Genomic DNA, 16653 nt, shown 5'->3' with positions numbered 1-16653 from the left:
CATGGGTCCGCCTCGAAGGCCGCGCGGCCGGTGGCGGTTCGGCCGACGCCGGCGCGTACCCCTGCGGTGTACCCGGTCCGGCGAACGGGGACACGGCACGTGGTGCGCCGCAGGTCCCGGAGGTCACCGCCAGCGGCCGATCTCGACGTTCTCCAAAACACCGAGCGCGTCGGGCACCAGGACCGCGGCCGAGTAGTACGTCGTCACCAGGTACGACATGATCGCCTGCTCGCTGATGCCCATGAACCGCACGGACAGGCTCGGCTCGATCTCGTCCGGGATGCCCGCCTGCTGCAGTCCGATGACTCCCTGCTCCGCCTCGCCCGTACGCATGGCGATGATCGACGTCGTCCTGGCCTCGGTCACCGGGATCTTGTTGCATGGGTAGATCGGCACTCCGCGCCAGGTGGGGATGCGGTTGCCCGCCACGTCCAGGGTCTCCGGGACGAGGCCCCGCTTGTTCAGCTCACGGCCGAACGCGGCGATCGCCCGGGGGTGGGCGAGCAGCAGCTTGGTGCCACGCCGCCTGGTGAGCAGTTCGTCCAGGTCGTCCGGGCTCGGTACGCCGTCGTGCGGCTGGATCCGCTGGTCGTACTCGCAGTTGTTGAGCAGCCCGAACTCCCGGTTGTTGATGAGCTCGTGCTCCTGGCGCTCCTTCAGCGCCTCCACCGTGAGCCGCAACTGCTGCTCGGTCTGGTTCATGGGCTGGTTGTAGAGGTCTGCCACGCGCGTGTGGATGCGCAGCACGGTCTGGGCGACGCTGAGTTCGTACTCCCGCGGTGCCGCGTCGTAGTCGACGTACGTCCCCGGGATGGCGGGCTCCCCTGTGTGGCCGGCCGCGAGGTCGATCTCCTTCTCGCCGTACCTGTTGGCGCGCTGGTGCGGGATCGCCCGCAGTTGCGTGAGGTGTTCGCGCAGCGACTCGGAGCGCTCCGCGATCGTGTCGAAATGCGTGCGGGGCAGCACGAGGACCGTGCACGCGGTGGCCGCGCGGGCCGTGTACTCCCAGATGGCGTCCGGGTCGAGGATCGCCTGGTCGCCGAAGTAGGCGCCGTCCGCGAGCGTTCCGAGCTCCGCGTCGTCCCCGTACGGGCCCGTGCCGATCTTCTCGACCCTGCCGTGCGCCAGCAGGAACACCTCGTCGGCCGGACTGCCGAACGAGGCGAGCACACTGCCTGGCTCGAACTCCCGCTGTTCGCAACGCGCGGCCAGCTCGGTGAGCACCTCCTGGTCCTCGTAGGTGCGCAGCGCCGGCAGCTCGCCGAGCTCCGCCGGGATGACCTGGACGCGGTCACCGGTCTTCACGAAGGTGACGCGGCCGTCTCCCACGGAGTAGCTGAGCCTGCGGTTCACCCGGTACGTGCCGCCCTGCACGTTCACCCACGGCAGCATGCGCAGCAGCCATCGTGAGCTGATCTCCTGCATCTGCGGTGCGGACTTGGTGGTCGTGGCCAGGTTCCGCGCCGCGGATGTGCCGAGACTCTTCTGCGGCTGATCCTGGTCCGCGCGGATCTCTTCGCCTACCGACATGAAAATGTCCTCCCCATCGTGCGCTGAGCTGCGGCTCCCACACTTCCATCACGGACGGTGCTGGTGCTATTACACGAAAGAGGGGGAATGGATCTTCGCGAAGCGGGGCATACTGCGGGCGCCCGGTCGGGCGGAGCAGCCCGGACCGACGGGTCCGCGGGCCGGTTCGACCGGGAACTCCAAGATCGGACGGCCCGTTGAACAGGCACAACGCACGACGACGGAGGAGACGGCCATGGCAGGCTTCCTGGACCGCGCGAAGGAACAAGCACAGCGCGGTCTCACACAGGGCAAGCAGAAGATCGACGAGGTCCAGGCGCAGCGGACCGGCGGAGACCTGCTGAAGACCCTCGGCGCGGCCTACCTCGCGGAGCGGCGCGGCAGCGGCTCCCCGCAGGCCACGCAGCAGGCGCTCCAGGCGGTGGAGAGCCACATCGCGACGCACGGGGACGGCTTCCTGCGCGCCTAGCACCTGGCCGCGCGAACAGGTGGTCGGGGCAGAGCGGTTGCGGGTACAAGCAGCGGTACGAGGCGGCCACGGCGGGTGGCCGTCGCGCCCTGTGAGGAGGCGGCCGTGGCCTCACCCATGTCCGCGGGCAGTTTTCTGAGCCGGCTCAAGGCGGAAGGAATCACTGTCGTCGAGGTCGGCGACTGGGAGCATCACAACCGCAACCACAAGGGGCCGTGGGGCCCGGTCCACGGCGTGATGATCCACCACACGGTGACCTCGGGCAGCGAGCGCACGGTCGAGATCTGCCGTGACGGTTACAGCGGGTTACCGGGCCCGTTGTGTCACGGTGTCATCACCAAGGACGGCCGCGTCCACCTCGTCGGTTACGGCCGCTCCAATCACGCGGGCCTCGGTGACGACGACGTCCTGCGCGCTGTCATCGCCGAGACGGCCCTGCCTTCGGACAACGAGGCGAACACCGACGGCAACCGCCATTTCTACGGCTTCGAGTGCGAGAACCTCGGCGACGGCGAGGACCCGTGGCCCGAGGTTCAGCTGGTGGCCGCCGCGCGGGCCGCGGCGGCGGTCTGCCGCCACCACGGCTGGACGGAGCGCTCGGTGATCGGTCATCTGGAATGGCAGCCGGGCAAGATCGACCCCCGCGGCTTCACGATGGCCGCCATGCGGGCCCGCGTCCGCGACCTCCTGCTGTGACGGCCGGGCTTCCCCGGCGGGTCCTGACCTGACCGGGGCGGTGTCGGCGCAGCCCGCGTGTCGCTCGGACGCGTGTCCGACAATGGGGGTGTGACCGGCCCCGACACCCCTGAAGCAGTCGACCTCGGCGTCCTGCGGCCGCGGCTGCCGTCGCCGCTGCGGGAGGTCGTGGACGAGCGCTTCGCGCGCCGCGGTGTGCGTCTGCTGCTCAAGCGGGACGATCTGATCCACCCGGAGCTGATCGGCAACAAGTGGCGCAAGCTGGCCCCGAACCTGCGCGCGGCGGCCGGCCGCACGGTGCTCACGTTCGGCGGCGCGTACTCGAACCATCTGCGGGCCACCGCGGCGGCCGGGCGTCTCCTGGGCCTGCCCACCGTCGGTGTGGTCCGCGGCCAGGAGCTCGCGGACCGCCCCCTGAACCCGTCCCTCGCGCGGTGCGCCGCCGACGGCATGCGACTCCACTTCGTCGACAGGTCGACATATCGCCGCAAGAGCGAGCCGAAGGCGCTGGCCGCGCTCCTGCGCTCGACCGCCTGCGAGGACGCGTACGTGGTCCCGGAGGGCGGCAGCAACGCCCTTGCCGTGCGCGGCTGCACGGCGCTGGGCGAGGAGCTGCGCGACCACGCCGACGTCGTCGCACTGGCCTGCGGCACCGGCGGCACCCTGGCGGGGCTGGCCGGCGGCCTCCCTCCCGGCCGCCGAGCGCTGGGTATACCGGTCCTGAAGGGCGGCTTCCTCGGCGCCGACATACGCGCCCTCCAGGAAGAGGCGTTCGGCGGCCCGCGTGGCGACTGGTCCCTCGACGACCGGTTCCACTTCGGCGGCTACGCCCGTACTCCTCCCGAACTCGACACGTTCGCGGCCGACTTCGAGCAGCGCCACAGCCTGCCGGTCGAACGTCTCTATGTCGCCAAGTCGCTGTACGGACTCGTGACGCTCGCGGCGGAGGGCGCGTTCCCGCGCGGGACGACGGTCGCGGCCGTGATCACGGGCAGGCCGGACAGCGCCTTCTAGTGCCGCGGCAGGCAACGTTTGCCCGTTGAGGAGCGGCGTCCGGTGCGTGCTCTCGGTGTGCCGGCCGGAAGCCCTGGTACTGGACGTACTCGGGTTTTCGGCCGGTGAGGCGAGAGTGCGTGCCGGGCGTCGCGACGGGGCGAACGTTGCCTGCCGCGGCACTAGGTCCCTTCGCGGAACGCGGCGGCCTCCTCCAGGTCCAGGCGGCGCAGCAGGGTCCGCAGCATCTCGTCGTCGATGAAGCGGCCGTCCCGCAGCTTCACGAACACCGCGCGCTCGGCGCCGATCATCTCCCGGGACAGCCGCCGGTAGGTGTCGTCCGCGGTCTCGCCGGTGACGGTGTTGACCTGGCCGAGGCGTTCCCAGACGGCGTTTCGACGGCGCTCCAGGACCGTGCGCAGACGGTCCGCCAGGGGTGGTGGAAGGGCGTTGCGCTCGTCGGTGAGGAGTTCCGCCAGGCGCCGCTCGGCGGCCCGGGAGGCCTGCGCCTGGGCGTTCGCCTCGGCGAGTGTCTCGGCCTGCTGGTCCCGTCCCGGGAGTTTCAGCACGCGGATGAGCGGCGGCAGCGACAGTCCCTGCACGACCAGCGTTCCGATCACCGTCGTGAAGGTCAGGAAGAGGATCATGTTGCGGCCGGGGAAGTCCTCGCCGCCGTCCGCGGTGAGCGGGATCGAGAAGGCGATGGCGAGCGAGACCACGCCTCTCATGCCGGCCCAGCCGATGACGAAGGTCCCCTTCCAGGTGGGGTTCTGTTCCCGTTTCCTGATCCGCGCGGACAGCAGGCGCGGCAGGTAGGTCGCGGGGTACACCCAGGCGAAGCGGGTCGCGACGACGATCCCGAAGAGGGCCACCGCGTACCAGGCCGCGCTCGCCCCCTCGTACTCGCCGAGGCCCTTCAGGATCACCGGGAGCTGCAGGCCGATGAGGGCGAAGACCGCCGACTCCAGGATGAACGCGACCATCTTCCAGACGGCCTCCTCCTGGAGCCTGGTCGCGAAGTCGACCTCCCAGTTGCGGTGGCCCAGGTAGAGCGCGACGACGACCACGGCGAGCACTCCGGAGGCGTGCACCTGCTCGGCGACCGCGTACGCGAAGAAGGGGGTCAGCAGCGACAGGGAGTTCTGCAGCAGGGCCTCCTTCAGGTGGGTGCGCATCCAGTGGATCGGCACCATCAGGACGAGTCCGACGCCGATGCCGCCCAGCGCCGCGAGCAGGAACTCGCCGATGCCGCCCGCCCAGGTCGCGCCCTCGCCGACGGCGGCGGCCAGCGCCACCTTGTAGGCGGTGATCGCGGTCGCGTCGTTCACCAGCGACTCGCCCTGCAGGATCGTGGTGACCCGTGACGGCAGCCCGACCCGGCGCGCCACCGCGGTGGCCGCGACCGCGTCAGGCGGCGCCACGACCGCGCCGAGCACCAGTGCCGCGGTGAGCGACAGGTCCGGCACGATCACGTAGGCGGCCCAGCCGACGGCGAACGTCGCGAACAGCACGTACCCGACCGACAGCAGCGCGACCGGGCGGATCTGCGCCCGCAGATCGAGGTACGAGCTGTCCGTGGCGGCCGTGTAGAGCAGCGGAGGCAGCAGCAGCGGCAGGACCACATGGGGGTCGAGGGTGTAGTCGGGCACCCCCGGCACGTACGAGACGATCAGGCCCGCCGCCACGAGGAGCAGGGGCGCGGGCACCGGAGTACGGCGCGCGGCGCCCGCCACCGCGGCGCTGCCCGCGATCAGCAGGAGCAGGGGCATCACATGCATCGGTATCGGCCCGCTTTCGTTTCCGCGCGGATTCCCGCACACCCGACGTAATCTGGCAATCATGAAACAGTGCACGCACGCCGACGCGCTGCCGCAGCCGGAACCCGCGCCACTGAGCGACACCTGCCTCGAATGCCTGGCGGTGGGCTCGCACCCGGTGCAGCTACGACTGTGCCTGGACTGCGGACACGTGGGCTGCTGCGACTCGTCGCCGCTGCGGCACGCGACCGAGCACTTCAAGGAGACGGGGCATCCGATCATGCGGACCTTCGAGCCCGGCGAGAGCTGGCGCTGGTGCTTCGTCGACCACGTGCTGGTGTGACGTGGGTTCCGGACGGTTCGATGCTCTGACGTCTGGGTACGTCAATCCGGCGCGCCCTCTTCCCAATTGGGCCCGCAGACCCCTAGCCACTGTGCGTATACATAGGTTTACTATGAGTGACAGCAAGGGGTTGGGGTCCCGGGGACAGGAAACCTGAGAGCGCGATAGCGTCACCGCTGAAACACGTAGCGCGTTATCCCGGGGGGCGACCCTCGGCCCCCGAAAGAGCTTGTACCACCTTGGAGGTGAGGGTGTCCCAGATCGCAGGCGAGCCCGCGACCCAGGACTTCGTGGAAGTCCGGCTGCCGGCTGCGGGTGCCTACCTGTCGGTGCTGCGTACGGCCACGGCCGGCCTCGCGGCGCGCTTGGACTTCACCCTCGACGAGATCGAGGATTTGCGTATCGCCGTGGACGAGGCATGCGCGATCCTTTTGCAACAGGCGGTGCCGGGCTCCGTGCTCAGCTGTGTCTTCCGCCTGATCGACGACTCGCTTGAGGTGACTGTCTCGGCCCCGACCACCGACGGCCACGCCCCCGCGCGGGACACCTTTGCCTGGACCGTGCTGTCGGCCCTCGCAGGCAAGGTCTCCTCCTCGGTGGCCGATGACAAAACCGTTTCGATCAGCCTCTACAAACAGCGCGGCGCGGGACCCGGGCCGGCGTGAGGAACGGGGACGGGCCGGTGCGGGACGAAGAGCGCGGCACACGGGAACTTTCCGCCGAGGGCGAAGGCGGTCCGGGCGGGCCCCGGCGTCTGGCGGAGGGCGTCGACGGCATCCCCGAACAGCAGGCCCGGCCGCACCCGGAGGACAGCAGTTCCCCGGCGGCCGGGGCGGCTCGGGGGATGCCGATCGACCAGGACGGGCGCGAGGCGCTTTCCGGCAGTGACGGGCGACAGGATCCAGACGTTGCCGCGCAGTGGGGGTCCCCCCGGACAGAGTCTGGGGGGACGTCCCTGGAAGGGCGGCGGCGGGTGACGGGCGGGATCATGAGCGAGCAGCACGAACACGAGCGAAACGCCGACAACGGCGCGTCGGGATCACAGCACGATCCCCACAACAGAAGCGGGGCGCGGGCCAAGTTCATCGAACTGCGCAAGCTGGACAGCGGCAGCGCGGAGTACGCGGAGCTGCGCAATCAGCTGGTCCGCATGCATCTGCCGCTCGTGGAGCACCTCGCGCGCCGTTTCCGCAACCGCGGCGAGCCGCTGGACGACCTCACGCAGGTCGCGACCATCGGCCTGATCAAGTCGGTCGACCGGTTCGACCCGGAGCGCGGTGTCGAGTTCTCGACGTACGCGACTCCCACGGTCGTCGGTGAGATCAAGCGCCACTTCAGGGACAAGGGCTGGGCGGTGCGTGTGCCGCGCCGGCTGCAGGAGCTGCGGCTCGCGCTGACCACGGCGACCGCGGAGCTCTCGCAGCAGCACGGCCGCTCCCCCACCGTGCACGAGCTCGCCGAGAAGCTGGGCATCTCGGAGGAGGAGGTCCTGGAGGGACTGGAGTCGGCCAACGCGTACTCCACGCTGTCCCTGGACGTCCCCGACACGGACGACGAGTCCCCGGCCGTCGCGGACACGCTCGGCTCCGAGGACGAGGCGCTGGAGGGCGTGGAGTACCGGGAGTCCCTCAAGCCGCTCCTGGAGGACCTGCCCCCGCGCGAGAAGCGCATTCTGCTGCTGCGCTTCTTCGCGAACATGACCCAGTCGCAGATCGCCCAGGAGGTCGGCATCTCACAGATGCACGTCTCCCGGCTGCTGGCCAGGACGCTGGCCCAGCTCCGCGAGAAGCTGCTGGTGGAGGAGTAGGCGGCACGGCACACGGCTCGCGCCCCGTCAGGGGCGCGGCGAACCACTGTCCGGACCACTCCCGACTACTCCCGCGCGGCGCCCGGCCCGGTGATTCCCAGGGCCCGTGTCGTCTCGGGGTTCAGGATCAGTACGAGCGTCGCCACCGCCGCCACCGCCAGGGCGATCCCCCCGGGGATGGCGAGACTGTCGGCCTGGAGCAGGTTGTAAGCGACGGGCAGCGCCATGATCTGCGTGATGATCGCGGGCCCCCGGCTCCAGCTGCGCCGCAGCAGCAGCCCCCGTGCGGCCAGCAGGGGCAGCAGGGCGAGCGCGATCAGCGTCACACCCCCGGTGACCGCCTGACTCCGGTCGTCGGGATGGCCGGTGAGGCCCATCACCAGCAGGTAGACGCCCCCGGCGACGAGGGCGACCCCCTCCAGCGCGACGAGCGCGGCTGCCATGGTCAGCCGCCCGGGGCGGGGTCCGGCGCCGACGATTTCCGGGGTGGGATTCTGCTCAGAACTCACCCCTGAAGAGTAGCCCTCGCCCTCCGTGCGCCCATGGCCCCGGGGCTCCCACCGGGCGATCCGCGCCCGAGCGGCGGGCGACCGGCGGGCTCTGCCGCTCTCACCTGATCCTCACCTCGGTATGGGACGAGTACCACGCGGTAGGTACGCTGCATCGCATGCGTGCACTTCTTGTGGTCAATCCGGCAGCTACCACCACCAGCGCACGCACGCGTGACGTCCTGATCCACGCGCTGGCGAGCGAGATGAAACTCGAAGCGGTCACCACCGAGTACCGCGGCCATGCCAGAGACCTCGGCCGGCAGGCCGCGGAGAGCAAGGACATAGAACTGGTCGTGGCCCTCGGCGGCGACGGCACGGTCAACGAGGTCGTGAACGGTCTGCTGCACAACGGCCCCGACCCCGACCGGCTGCCCGGCCTCGCCGTCGTCCCCGGCGGCTCCACCAACGTCTTCGCCCGCGCCCTCGGCCTGCCCAACGACGCCGTCGAGGCGACGGGGGCCCTCCTTGACGCCCTGCGCGAGGGCCGGGAGCGCACGGTGGGCCTCGGCCTCGCCGCGGGCACTCCGGGCACCGAGGACGAAGGCGTCCCCTCGCGCTGGTTCACCTTCAACGCGGGACTCGGCTTCGACGCCGGCGTGGTCGGCCGGGTCGAACAGCACCGGGAGCGCGGCAAACGCTCCACGCACTCGCTCTATCTGCGCCAGGCGATGCGTCAGTTCTTCGGGGAGACCCACCGCCGCCGCGGCACCATCACGCTGGAGCGGCCGGGCTGCGACCCGGTGACCGATCTGGTGCTGTCGATAGTGTGCAACACCTCTCCGTGGACGTATCTGGGTAATCGCCCGGTGTACGCGTCACCTAAGGCCTCGTTCGATACCGGCCTCGACGTACTCGGTCTCAGCCGCATGTCGACGACCGCGGTTGCCCGGTATGGCACCCAGTTGCTCACTTCGTCCCCCGAACGAGGACCCCACGGCAAGCACGCGGTGTCCCTGCATGATCTGACCTACTTCACCTTGCATTCGAAGGTCCCACTCCCCCTCCAGATGGACGGCGACCACCTGGGACTGCGTACGAGCGTCGCGTTCACAGGCGTTCGCCGTGCACTGCGTGTGATTGTGTGAGCGGAACGGGCTAAAGTCCTTCCACTCGAACGTTTAGGCCAGGATCCACCCCATGGAAGTACGGCTGTGACCTAGTCGACACCGAGGAATCAAAAAAAACTTTCCGGTAGGGGTTGTATCCGCCGCTGAGGTTTGCGAGTCTCTACGTGGCGCTCGGGACGGGCCGCAACATCGCCCCCACAGAGCGCCGGAACCCCTCCTCACAACACAGGACCACACCAGTCCGTCTGGTAGTCGGCCCTTCACTTGTTGAGGGATTCGTGAAAGCGTTCACATTCACAAGCAACGTGCATGTAATACCAAGGAGAGGTAGCAGCCATGGACTGGCGTCACAACGCCGTTTGCCGCGAGGAAGACCCGGAGCTCTTCTTCCCCATCGGCAACACCGGTCCTGCGCTGCTGCAGATCGAGGAAGCCAAGGCCGTTTGCCGTCGTTGCCCCGTCATGGAGCAGTGTCTGCAGTGGGCGCTTGAGTCCGGCCAGGACTCCGGCGTCTGGGGTGGTCTCAGCGAGGACGAGCGCCGCGCAATGAAGCGCCGCGCCGCCCGCAACCGGGCCCGTCAGGCTTCCGCCTGACAACCCACCCCGCAACAGCCTGAGCTTGGCGGCGCGTACAGCGTGTACGCATCTCCCGCCCCCGAGCCGCAGCGCGCAGTACCCCCGATGCGCAACCGAATGACACTTTGAGCCCCGGACCACTCAGTGGCCCGGGGCTCACTGCTGTGCCCACCGCTCACTGCTGCGCCAGCTGCTCACTGCCGTGGTCATCGGTGGAGATTACGCAGCGTGTTCGTGGAGTAGTGGTGCGGAAGGTACGAGTGGTACGAGAGATGCGCGAGGGGCCGGTGGTGAGGGCTCGGGCTACTTGGGGGTCTCCACCGGGATGTCCAGCACGACCTGGGTGCCGCGCTCCGGGGCGCGGACCATGTCGAAGGTGCCGCCCAGTTCGCCCTCCACCAGTGTCCGTACGATCTGCAGGCCGAGGTTGCCCGAGCGGTGCGGGTCGAAGCCCTCGGGCAGGCCCACTCCGTCGTCCTGGACCGTGACCAGCAGACGGTTCTCCTTGGACGTGCCGCCGCGGACCGCGGACACCTCGACCGTGCCGCGCTCGCCCTCGCGGAAGCCGTGCTCCAGGGCGTTCTGCAGGATTTCGGTGAGGACCATGGAGAGCGGGGTCGCGACCTCGGCGTCGAGTATGCCGAATCGGCCCGTGCGCCGGGCGACGACCTTGCCCGGCGAGATCTCGGCGACCATGGCGAGCACCCGGTCGGCGATCTCGTCGAACTCCACACGCTCGTCGAGGTTCTGCGAGAGCGTCTCGTGCACGATGGCGATCGAGCCGACCCTGCGCACCGCCTCTTCGAGGGCCTCGCGGCCCCGGTCGGACTCGATGCGGCGGGCCTGGAGGCGCAGCAGGGCCGCGACCGTCTGGAGGTTGTTCTTCACCCGGTGGTGGATCTCCCGGATGGTCGCGTCCTTAGTGATCAACTCGCGCTCTCGGCGTCGCAGTTCGGTCACGTCACGCAGGAGGACCAGGGAACCGACACGCGTCCCCTTGGGTTTGAGCGGGATCGCGCGCAACTGGATCACGCCGTCATTGCTCTCGATCTCGAACTCGCGGGGTGCCCAGCCGCTGGCGACCTTCGCCAGTGCCTCGTCCACCGGGCCCCGCGACGGGGCGAGTTCGGCGGTGGTCCTGCCGAGGTGGTGGCCGACCAGGTCGGCGGCGAGACCCAGCCGGTGGTACGCCGACAGCGCGTTCGGTGACGCGTACTGGACGACGCCGTCCGCGTCCACCCTGATCAGGCCGTCGCCCACGCGCGGTGAGGCGTCCATGTCGACCTGCTGGTCGGGGAACGGGAAGGAGCCCGCCGCGATCATCTGGGCCAGGTCGGACGCGCTCTGCAGATACGTCAGTTCGAGCCGGGAGGGCGTGCGGACCGTGAGCAGGTTGGTGTTGCGGGCGATGACCCCGAGGACCCGGCCCTCCCTTCGTACGGGGATGGACTCCACCCGTACGGGGACCTCCTCGCGCCACTCCGGGTCGCCCTCGCGCACGATCCGGCCCTCGTCCAGGGCCGCGTCCAGCATGGGGCGCCGGCCTCGGGGGACGAGGTGGCCGATCATGTCGTCCTGGTACGAGGTGGGGCCTGTGTTGGGCCTCATCTGGGCGACCGAGACATAGCGGGTGCCGTCGCGGGTGGGGACCCACAGGACGAGGTCGGCGAAGGAGAGGTCGGAGAGCAGCTGCCACTCCGAGACCAGCAGATGCAGCCACTCAAGGTCGGAGTCACCGAGCGCGGTGTGCTGGCGTACGAGGTCGTTCATGGAGGGCACATGTGCGAGCGTACCCGTCAGGTACGACAAGACCCGAAATCAGCCATCCGTAAGGGCCCGGAGACACCCGCGGGCCGCGGCGCCTGAGAGGGACCCTCAGCCCTCCCGGCACCGCAGCCCGGAGCAACATCGGCCGCGGGGTGTGCGGTCCCGATCGGCCGAGGATGAGGACCCGGTGCAGTCAGGGCAGAGAGCACCGGCTCCTCGATCCGCCTTCCTGTGCGGGGAAGGCGGAGGCTTGGTCATTCAGATGCGCAGGTGAGCTGATGCGCATGTGAGCTTTGCCTACGATTCTGGACTAGACCACTTCGGCTGTCCATGCGTTGTCGGATGTTTGTTGTTGTCTGTTGATCCAACAACTCGCGTCCTACGTGCATCACGCAGCCTAACCCCGGGCGGTTCACGGGTGGGGGCGGATTCGCATGGCGAGTTGCGCGTGCCGTACGCGTCCACGGAAGACGCGACTGGAGAGGAGTGCTCTGCTAGATTGGTCTATACCACATACGCAGGTGAGTTCCCCTTCAGAACGGCAGGCCCAGCGTGGAAGTTGTCATCGTTACGGACGCCAAGGCGGGTGGCGAGCTCATTGCCGGGGCCATGGCGGAACTGCTCCGGCACAAGCCGGACGCCCTGCTCGGGGTGGCCACCGGTTCGACGCCGCTGCCCATCTACCAGGCGCTGGCGGCGACGGTGAGTGCCGGCGGCATGGACGCCTCGCGGGCGCGGGTCGCGCAGCTCGACGAGTACGTGGGGCTGCCGGCCGAGCATCCCGAGTCGTACCGGTCCGTGCTGCGGCGCGAGGTGCTGGAGCCGTTGGGGCTCGACCTGGGCGCGTTCATGGGGCCGGACGGGACCGCCGAGGACGTACGGGCGGCGTGCGAGGCGTACGACAGGGCGCTCGCCGAGGCGGGCGGGGTCGACCTCCAGCTGCTCGGGATCGGGACCGACGGGCACATCGGGTTCAACGAGCCGTGCTCCTCGCTGGCCTCCCGTACGCGGATCAAGACGCTGACCGAGCAGACGCGGGTCGACAACGCGCGGTTCTTCGAGGGCGACATCGAGCAGGTGCCGCACCACGTGATCACGCAGGGGATCGGGACGATCCTGGAGGCGCGGCATCTGGTGCTGCTGGCCACGGGTGAGGGCAAGGCGGATGCCGTGGCGGCGACTGTGGAGGGGCCCGTGGCCGCGGTGTGTCCGGCTTCCGCGCTGCAACTGCATCCGCATGCCACGGTCGTGGTGGACGAGGCGGCTGCGTCCAAGCTGAAGTTGGCGGACTACTTCCGGCACACGTACGCCAACAAGCCGGCCTGGCAGGGGATCTAGCGGTTCTCGGCGGTACGCGGAAGGCGCCGGGCTCCCCCCGTGGGAGTCCGGCGCCTTCCGTCCGGCGCTGCCGCCGCCTGTCCGGTGGCCGGGTGCGGGTCCGTCGTGGTCCCCCGGCCTTCGGCCGGGAGGTGCCCCCACGTCGCGCAGTTCCCCGCGCTCCTGGGAAAACCCCGGTGCGCGCCCCCGGGATGCGGCGCCGCGTGGACGCGGTGGGCCGGGCGTGGTGTCACAGGGCGGTGAGGGCCTCCGCCGCCGCCAGGCCGCACACCCGTGCCGCTCCGTGCGTGGCGATGTGGAGCGCGCCCCGGGGCGGAGCCTGGGGCACGCCCATCTCGACCACGACCGTGTCCGGCCGGGCGGTGACCAGCGCGTCGAGGGCCTCGGCCATCCACCCGTGCCGGTGGACGTCGCGCACGACGACGACCACCCGGCGCGTTCCGGCGGCCGCGAGCGCCTCGGCCGCGGCCCCCTCCCCCGTGAAGCTCCCGGTCTCCGTGCCCGGCAGCCTGCGGCGCAGCTCGGCGCCGACGCCCCAGGGGGTCTCGTCCCCGACGGCGATGTTGGCGACGGGGGTGAGGGCCGCGACGTACGGCGCCTCGGTGACCGGTGTATGGAGCGGGCCGCGGGTGACGGTCAGCGCACGCCGGGCCGCCACCAGGCCGATCTCCGGGCCGTCGGCGGCGGACGCCGGTGCCGGGGACCCGGCCGGTGCCGCGGTGCCGGCCGAGGCGGTCCAGGACGCCAGGGCCCGGACCCGGGCCGCCGCGTCCGCCAGGCGTTCCTCGGCGAGTTCACCCGTGCGGACCGCTCTGACCAGCGCGTCCCGCAGTCGCAGGACCGTGGCCTCGTCGGCCAGTCCGCCGCCCACGCAGATCGCGTCGGCGCCGGCGGCGATCGCGAGGACACTGCCGCGTTCGATGCCGTAGGTCGCGGAGATGGCCTGCATCTCCATGCCGTCGGTGACGATCAGCCCGTCGAAGCCGAGTTCCTCGCGCAGCAGCCCGGTGAGGACGCGGCGGGAGAGGGTCGCGGGATGGGCCGGGTCGAGGGCCGGTACCAGGATGTGCGCGCTCATCACGGCCCGGGTGCCGGCGGCGATCGCCGCGCGGAAGGGGGCCAGTTCGCGGGAGTGCAGAACCGTCAGGTCGGCGTCGATGCGCGGCAGCGCGTGGTGGGAGTCGACCGCCGTGTCGCCGTGGCCCGGGAAGTGCTTGGTGCAGGCGGCGACCCCGGCGGACTGCAGCCCGGAGACGTACGCGGCGGTGTGCCGGGCCACCAGGGAGGTGTCGGCGCCGAAGGACCGTACGCCGATGACGGGGTTCTCGGGGTTGGAGTTGATGTCCGCGGACGGGGCCCAGTTGAGGTTGACCCCGCAGGCGGCCAGCCGGCGGCCCAGTTCACGGGCGACTGCCTCGGTCAGCGCCACGTCGTCGACCGCGCCGAGCGCGTGGTTGCCGGGGAACGACGATCCCGTACGCACCTCCAGGCGCGTGACGTCACCGCCTTCCTCGTCGATGGCGACCAGGACGTCGCCGCGTTCCGCGCGCAGTTGGGCGGTAAGGGCGGCTAGCTGGTCGGGAGAGGCGATGTTGCGGCCGAAGAGGCCGACGGAGGTGAGGCCCTCGCCGAGCCGCCGGAGCAGCCAGGAGGGTGCGGAGGTCCCGGTGAAGCCGGGCTGCAGGACGGCGAGGGCGTCACGGGTCAGCGTGTCCGTGCCGGAGGCAATGGTGGTCATCGGGTGGCGTTATCCCTTCACGGCGCCGGAGGTCAGTCCACTGACGGCCTTGCGCTGGAGGAAGACGAAGAGGACCAGGATCGGGATGGCGAAGAGCGATGCGGCGGCCATGGTGGCCCCCCAGTCGTCGCCGAACGTCGTCTCGAAGCTGGAGAGCCACAGCGGGAGTGTCTGCTTCTCGGCGTCCTTGTTGAGGATCAGGACCAGCGGGAACTCGTTCCACGCCGTGATGAAGCCGAAGAGCGAGGTCGCCATGAGGCCCGGGGCGAGCAGCGGGAAGATGACCTTCACGAAGGCCTGCCCGCGGGTGCAGCCGTCCACCATGGCCGACTCCTCCAGTTCCTTCGGCACGGCGGCGACATATCCGCGCAGCGTCAGGACGGTGAAGGGCAGCACCATGATCATGTAGAAGACGGTGAGCGGTACGAGGCTGTTGAGCAGGTCGGCGTCGCGCACGATCAGGTAGATCGCGATGACCATGACCTCCCAGGGCGCCATCTGCGCGATCATGAAGGTCAGGAGGAAGCCGCGGCGGCCCTTGAACCGCATGCGGGCCAGCGCGAAGGACGCGAGCAGCGCGATGACGAGGGAGAAGACCACCGCGAGGACGGTCACCGTCAGGGAGTTGCCGACGAGGGTCCAGAAGTGGTCGGCGTCGAGCGCCTTCCGGAAGTGGTCGAACGTGATGTCGGTCGGTACGAAGACCGGGGTGTCCGCGATGATGTCGCCGGTCGGCTTCAGCGAGGTCGCGAACATCCAGTAGACGGGGAACGCGAAGACGACGAAGAGGGCGAGGGCCGTCGCGTTGGGCCACAGACGGGCCACCAGGGAGCGTTTCACAGCTCGTCCTCCTCTTGCTTGAGAACGGTACGCAGGTAGTAGGCCGTCAGGCCGAGCAGGATAAGGATCGTCAGGAACGAGATCGCCGCTCCCATCCCGTAGTGCTGGTTCCCGGGGCCCTCGACGAACGCGTAGATCGGCAGGGTCTCGGTGAGCCGGTCCGGGCCGCCCTTGTTCATGGCGAAGATCTGCGGGAACGCCTTGAAGATCCAGATGACCTCAAGGAAGGTCGTCGCCCACAGGAACGGCCGCATGAAGGGGAAGGTCACGCAGGTGAAGCTCTTCCAGGTGCCGGCGCCGTCGATGGAGGCGGCCTCGTACAGCTCTTTGGGGATGGTGGTCGTGGCGGCGTACAGGTTGATCGCCACGAACGGGATCGACTGCCAGACGAGCAGCAGGGTGATCACGGAGAAGGTGGAGAGCTGGGTGCCGAACCAGTTGTAGTCGGCCATCGACGTCCAGCCGGCCTTGGCGAGCAGCCAGTTGACGACGCCGAAGCGCTGGGCGAACAGCCACTGGTAGACCGTGGTCGCGGCGATCACCGGCATCGCCCAGGCCAGCACCAGGCCGAGCAACAGCACCAGCCGCATGCGCTTGCCGAGCCGCGCGAGGAGCAGGCCGACGAGTGTGCCGAGCGCCATGATGAGGACGACGTTCACGGCGGTGAAGAGGACCGTCCGCTGGACGACCTTCCAGAAGTCCGTACTGCTCAGGACGTCCGTGTAGTTGTCGAACCCTCTCCACTCGGTGAGGTGGAGGATCAGCTGGCGCGGGTTGAGGTTCTGGAACGACAGCATGCCGTTCTTGATCAGCGGCCAGCCGAGCAGGATCACCGTGACGAGCAGGGCGGGGAGCAGGAGCAGGTACGGGGCGGACGCGCCCCCGCCCCTTCCGGCCGGGCGCCTGCCCTTGCCCTTGCCCTTGCGTATGCCTGTGCCGTCGGGCGGGGGTACGTCGGTCTTACGGACACCGGGCGCGGCGGCCGTGCCTGTGTCCGTGCGGTCGGTCTGCACTGACATGCTCGCCATCTCTTCCACCATCAGGGTTCGCAGTTGAATGCGCCGGCGTGGGGGGGGGGGGGGGGGGCCGCCCCCCCCCCCCGGGGGGGGGGGGGGGGGGGGGCCCCCCCCCCGCCGGCCCCCCCCCCCCCCGGCCCCCCCCCCCCCCCCCCCCCCCGCGGA

General features: G+C 70.0%; 16 protein-coding genes. 9 read left to right on the top strand and 7 right to left on the bottom strand.

Features of this window, described 5'->3' with window-relative positions; translation table 11 throughout:
* Positions 1-123: 123 nt before the first annotated feature.
* Positions 124-1530: a family 2B encapsulin nanocompartment shell protein gene (locus ACIOKD_RS06720; RefSeq protein ID WP_402079083.1), complete on the bottom strand. Its 1407-nt coding sequence runs from the start codon at positions 1528-1530 to the stop codon at positions 124-126.
* 235 nt (positions 1531-1765) lie between these two features.
* On the opposite strand from ACIOKD_RS06720, the gene ACIOKD_RS06715 reads away from it, so the two are divergent.
* The 3 genes from ACIOKD_RS06715 to ACIOKD_RS06705 all read left to right on the top strand — a co-directional run bounded on the left by ACIOKD_RS06715 (position 1766) and on the right by ACIOKD_RS06705 (position 3709).
* Complete coding sequence (locus tag ACIOKD_RS06715; protein WP_149511585.1) at positions 1766-1999, top strand: hypothetical protein; 234 nt, start codon at positions 1766-1768, stop codon at positions 1997-1999.
* Between the two features lie 105 nt (positions 2000-2104).
* Entirely contained in the window at positions 2105-2695 is a 591-nt protein-coding gene (locus tag ACIOKD_RS06710) for an N-acetylmuramoyl-L-alanine amidase (RefSeq protein WP_402079079.1), read from the top strand.
* 90 nt (positions 2696-2785) lie between these two features.
* Positions 2786-3709, top strand: a complete 924-nt coding sequence (locus ACIOKD_RS06705) for a 1-aminocyclopropane-1-carboxylate deaminase/D-cysteine desulfhydrase (RefSeq protein ID WP_402079076.1) — start codon at positions 2786-2788, stop codon at positions 3707-3709.
* Positions 3710-3870: 161 nt separating this feature from the next.
* Here the strand turns inward: ACIOKD_RS06705 and ACIOKD_RS06700 are convergent, their stop codons facing one another.
* Positions 3871-5466, bottom strand: coding sequence for a Na+/H+ antiporter (locus tag ACIOKD_RS06700; protein ID WP_402079074.1), 1596 nt, complete (start codon positions 5464-5466; stop codon positions 3871-3873).
* 61 nt (positions 5467-5527) lie between these two features.
* Here ACIOKD_RS06700 and ACIOKD_RS06695 point away from each other — a divergent pair, with 61 nt between their 5' ends.
* The 3 genes from ACIOKD_RS06695 to ACIOKD_RS06685 all read left to right on the top strand — a co-directional run bounded on the left by ACIOKD_RS06695 (position 5528) and on the right by ACIOKD_RS06685 (position 7595).
* Positions 5528-5788, top strand: coding sequence for a UBP-type zinc finger domain-containing protein (locus ACIOKD_RS06695; RefSeq protein WP_387326983.1), 261 nt, complete (start codon positions 5528-5530; stop codon positions 5786-5788).
* 251 nt (positions 5789-6039) lie between these two features.
* Positions 6040-6453, top strand: a complete 414-nt coding sequence (locus ACIOKD_RS06690) for an anti-sigma regulatory factor (RefSeq protein WP_055512819.1) — start codon at positions 6040-6042, stop codon at positions 6451-6453.
* On the top strand, positions 6450-7595 hold the full coding sequence (locus ACIOKD_RS06685; protein WP_402079069.1) for an RNA polymerase sigma factor SigF: 1146 nt from the start codon (positions 6450-6452) through the stop codon (positions 7593-7595). The genes ACIOKD_RS06690 and ACIOKD_RS06685 overlap by 4 nt, the downstream gene beginning before the upstream one ends.
* A gap of 65 nt (positions 7596-7660) precedes the next feature.
* On the opposite strand, the gene ACIOKD_RS06680 is transcribed toward ACIOKD_RS06685, so the two are convergent.
* Positions 7661-8104, bottom strand: a complete 444-nt coding sequence (locus ACIOKD_RS06680; RefSeq protein WP_402079066.1) for a hypothetical protein — start codon at positions 8102-8104, stop codon at positions 7661-7663.
* Between the two features lie 158 nt (positions 8105-8262).
* Between ACIOKD_RS06680 and ACIOKD_RS06675 the strand changes: the two genes are divergently transcribed.
* Positions 8263-9231, top strand: coding sequence for a diacylglycerol/lipid kinase family protein (locus ACIOKD_RS06675; RefSeq protein WP_402079063.1), 969 nt, complete (start codon positions 8263-8265; stop codon positions 9229-9231).
* Between the two features lie 318 nt (positions 9232-9549).
* Complete coding sequence (locus ACIOKD_RS06670; RefSeq protein WP_016639615.1) at positions 9550-9807, top strand: WhiB family transcriptional regulator; 258 nt, start codon at positions 9550-9552, stop codon at positions 9805-9807.
* Positions 9808-10092: 285 nt separating this feature from the next.
* Here ACIOKD_RS06670 and ACIOKD_RS06665 read toward each other — a convergent pair whose 3' ends face one another.
* Entirely contained in the window at positions 10093-11559 is a 1467-nt protein-coding gene (locus ACIOKD_RS06665; RefSeq protein ID WP_402079263.1) for a sensor histidine kinase, read from the bottom strand.
* 549 nt (positions 11560-12108) lie between these two features.
* Here ACIOKD_RS06665 and nagB point away from each other — a divergent pair.
* Positions 12109-12894, top strand: coding sequence for a glucosamine-6-phosphate deaminase (gene nagB / locus ACIOKD_RS06660; RefSeq protein WP_402079061.1), 786 nt, complete (start codon positions 12109-12111; stop codon positions 12892-12894).
* 229 nt (positions 12895-13123) lie between these two features.
* Here nagB and ACIOKD_RS06655 read toward each other — a convergent pair whose 3' ends face one another.
* Genes ACIOKD_RS06655 through ACIOKD_RS06645 form a run of 3 tightly spaced genes read right to left on the bottom strand, consistent with a single transcriptional unit; the run spans position 13124 to position 16491 of the window.
* Positions 13124-14632, bottom strand: coding sequence for a glycoside hydrolase family 3 protein (locus tag ACIOKD_RS06655; RefSeq protein WP_402079058.1), 1509 nt, complete (start codon positions 14630-14632; stop codon positions 13124-13126).
* A gap of 9 nt (positions 14633-14641) precedes the next feature.
* Complete coding sequence (locus ACIOKD_RS06650; RefSeq protein WP_402079056.1) at positions 14642-15472, bottom strand: carbohydrate ABC transporter permease; 831 nt, start codon at positions 15470-15472, stop codon at positions 14642-14644.
* Positions 15469-16491, bottom strand: a complete 1023-nt coding sequence (locus ACIOKD_RS06645; protein WP_402079260.1) for a carbohydrate ABC transporter permease — start codon at positions 16489-16491, stop codon at positions 15469-15471. Before ACIOKD_RS06645 ends, ACIOKD_RS06650 begins: the two co-directional genes overlap by 4 nt.
* Between the last annotated feature and the right edge of the window lie 162 nt (positions 16492-16653).

This window comes from Streptomyces sp. NPDC087844 (assembly GCF_044742785.1).
GTDB lineage: Bacteria > Actinomycetota > Actinomycetes > Streptomycetales > Streptomycetaceae > Streptomyces.
This window is presented reverse-complemented; position numbering and strand designations above follow the sequence as displayed.

Bases quoted from the DNA above. Each gene is read 5' to 3' on its own strand.
- ACIOKD_RS06720 (WP_402079083.1), bottom strand. From the start codon at position 1,530: ATGTCGGTAGGCGAAGAGATCCGCGCGGACCAGGATCAGCCGCAGAAG.
- ACIOKD_RS06715 (WP_149511585.1), top strand. From the start codon at position 1,766: ATGGCAGGCTTCCTGGACCGCGCGAAGGAACAAGCACAGCGCGGTCTC.
- ACIOKD_RS06700 (WP_402079074.1), bottom strand. From the start codon at position 5,466: ATGCATGTGATGCCCCTGCTCCTGCTGATCGCGGGCAGCGCCGCGGTG.
- ACIOKD_RS06695 (WP_387326983.1), top strand. From the start codon at position 5,528: ATGAAACAGTGCACGCACGCCGACGCGCTGCCGCAGCCGGAACCCGCG.
- ACIOKD_RS06675 (WP_402079063.1), top strand. From the start codon at position 8,263: ATGCGTGCACTTCTTGTGGTCAATCCGGCAGCTACCACCACCAGCGCA.
- ACIOKD_RS06670 (WP_016639615.1), top strand. From the start codon at position 9,550: ATGGACTGGCGTCACAACGCCGTTTGCCGCGAGGAAGACCCGGAGCTC.
- ACIOKD_RS06665 (WP_402079263.1), bottom strand. From the start codon at position 11,559: ATGAACGACCTCGTACGCCAGCACACCGCGCTCGGTGACTCCGACCTT.
- ACIOKD_RS06655 (WP_402079058.1), bottom strand. From the start codon at position 14,632: ATGACCACCATTGCCTCCGGCACGGACACGCTGACCCGTGACGCCCTC.
- ACIOKD_RS06645 (WP_402079260.1), bottom strand. From the start codon at position 16,491: ATGTCAGTGCAGACCGACCGCACGGACACAGGCACGGCCGCCGCGCCC.